The 2,490-nt window shown below is 73.1% G+C and carries 2 protein-coding genes; one reads left to right on the top strand and one right to left on the bottom strand.

Going from position 1 to position 2,490, the window contains the following annotated elements; translation table 11 throughout:
* Positions 1 to 163 precede the first annotated feature (163 nt).
* Entirely contained in the window at positions 164 to 925 is a 762-nt protein-coding gene (locus tag ACFXA3_RS40875) for a phosphoglyceromutase (RefSeq protein ID WP_385196278.1), read from the bottom strand.
* A 152-nt stretch (positions 926 to 1,077) separates the two neighbouring features.
* Here ACFXA3_RS40875 and ACFXA3_RS40870 point away from each other — a divergent pair, with 152 nt between their 5' ends.
* Positions 1,078 to 2,364: an MDR family MFS transporter gene (locus ACFXA3_RS40870; protein WP_385196276.1), complete on the top strand. Its 1,287-nt coding sequence runs from the start codon at positions 1,078 to 1,080 to the stop codon at positions 2,362 to 2,364.
* The last annotated feature ends 126 nt before the right edge of the window (positions 2,365 to 2,490 follow it).

The raw sequence follows: 2,490 nt of genomic DNA, 5'->3' as shown, positions 1-2,490 counted from the left end.
CCGCCGGCCCCGGCCCCGACACCGACGCCGGCCCCGACGCCGCCAAGCCCGTGCGCGGCTACATCCACGGCGGCGGCGGGTTTGTCGGCGGCGGCCGCCAGCCCCGCGACGACCGCCCCCCCCCCGCCGCCCCCCGCGCGGGGCCCAGGCCTGATCACAAGACTTACTTCTTCTTGCCCTGGTTCTTGACGGCCTCGATGGCGGCCGCCGCGGCGTCCGGGTCGAGGTAGGTGCCGCCCGGGGTGAGGGGCTTGAACTCGGCGTCGAGCTCGTAGGCGAGCGGGATCCCGGTCGGGATGTTCAGGCCCGCGATGTCGGCGTCGGAGATGCCGTCCAGGTGCTTGACCAGGGCGCGCAGGGAGTTGCCGTGCGCGGCGACCAGGACCGTGCGGCCGGCCAGCAGGTCCGGGACGATGCCGTCGTACCAGTACGGGAGCATGCGGACGACGACGTCCTTCAGGCATTCCGTCCTGGGGCGCAGCTCCGGCGGGATGGCGGAGTAGCGCGGGTCCTCGGACTGGGAGAACTCCGTGCCGTCCTCGAGGGCCGGCGGCGGGGTGTCGTACGAGCGGCGCCACAGCATGAACTGCTCCTCGCCGAACTCGGCGAGGGTCTGGGCCTTGTCCTTGCCCTGGAGCGCACCGTAGTGGCGCTCGTTCAGGCGCCAGGAGCGGTGGACCGGGATCCAGTGGCGGTCGGCGGCCTCGAGCGCCAGCTGCGCGGTGCGGATCGCGCGCTTCTGGAGCGAGGTGTGCACGACGTCGGGGAGCAGGCCGGCGTCCTTGAGCAGCTCACCGCCGCGGACCGCCTCCTTCTCGCCCTTCTCGTTGAGATTGACGTCCACCCAGCCGGTGAACAGGTTCTTCGCGTTCCATTCGCTCTCGCCGTGGCGGAGGAGGATCAGCTTGTACGGTGCGTCGGCCATGCGTACGAGCCTAGTGGACGCGCGGGGGCGCGTGCGCGCGGTGTCCACGGCCGTGGATTGACGGTGCGCGTCAATCCGGTGGCCTTCGCGGACCCCCCGCCCGTAGGGTGCGGCGAGCAGGAGAGACACTTACATCGCCGGGGGGATTCCGTATGTCCGTTGCCAGTCTCAGACGGGCGGCGCGTGAGAGCGTGGCCGGCCTCCCCCGGGAGTTCTGGTGGCTGTGGACCAGCACCCTGGTGAACCGGCTCGGGGCCTTCGTCGCCACGTTCATGACCTTGTACCTGACCGTGGACCGGGGCTATTCGGCCTCGTTCGCGGGACTGGTGGTGGCCCTGCACGGGCTCGGCGGTGTGGTGTCCTCGCTGGTCGCCGGGGTGATGACCGACCGGCTGGGCCGACGCCCGACGATGCTGGCGGCCCAGGCCTCGACGGCGTTCTCGGTGGCGCTGCTCGGCTTCATGGAGCATCCGGCGGCGATCGCGGCGGTGGCGCTGCTGGTCGGCATGACCTCGAACGCGTCGCGCCCCGCGGTGCAGGCGATGATGGCGGACATCGTGCGGCCGCAGGACCGGGTCCGGGCGTTCGCGCTGAACTACTGGGCGATCAACCTCGGCTTCGCCGTCTCGGCGACGGCGGCGGGCTTCGTCGCCGAGTACAGCTACCTCGCCGGGTTCCTCGGCGAGGCGGCGCTGACGCTGCTCTGCGCGGTGCTCGTGTACGTGAAGCTGCCGGAGTCGCGGCCGGAGCGGACCGCCGCGGAGGCGGCCGCCGCCGAACCGGAGATCGGGCTCGGCACCGTGCTGCGGGACGGGCGGTTCATGGGTGTGGTCGGGCTGTCGTTCCTGATCTCGCTGATCTTCACGCAGGGGTCGTTCGGGCTGCCGCTGGCGATGGGCTCGGGCGGTTTCTCCGCCGGGGACTACGGGCTGGTCATCGCGGTCAACGGGGTGCTGATCGTGCTGCTGCAGATCCCGGTCACCCGGTTCATCGAGCAGGGCGACCCGCAGAAGCTGCTGGTCGTGTCGGCGCTGCTGGCCGGGTACGGGTTCGGGCTGACGGCGTTCGCCGGGTCGGTGTGGAGCCTGGGGCTGACGGTCTGCGTGTGGACGCTGGCCGAGATCGTCAACTCGCCGACGCAGATGGGGCTGGTCGCCCGGCTCTCGCCGCTGCACGGGCGCGGCCGCTACCAGGGCATGTACACGATGTCGTGGGCGGTGGCCGCGCTGGTGGCTCCGCTGATGGCCGGGTTCATGATCGACCGGTGGGGCGCGGGCTGGCTGTGGGCGTCCGTGGCGCTGCTGGGCACGGTGGCCGCGCTGGGCTACTGGCTGCTGATGCGGAACCTGGCGCAGGGCGAGCCCGCACCGCCGGTGGCCTCGGCCCCGGTCGCGGTGGCCGCCGTCCCGGCTCCGGCCCCCGCCGCCGTCGACCTCTAGGACCGTCCGCCCGTGGCCGGAGGGCCCCCCCCCGGGGGGGGGGCCGTACGGCGCGCCGCGGGCGGGGGGGCGGGGGGCGGTGGTTGTATGGGGGCAGGGGGGTAGGGGGGGGCCCGCCCGCGTCGC

The sequence above is a fragment of the Streptomyces sp. NPDC059456 genome, from assembly GCF_042750055.1.
GTDB lineage: Bacteria > Actinomycetota > Actinomycetes > Streptomycetales > Streptomycetaceae > Streptomyces.
The sequence above is the reverse complement of the archived record's forward strand: the minus strand, read 5'-3'. Positions and strand labels throughout refer to the sequence as shown.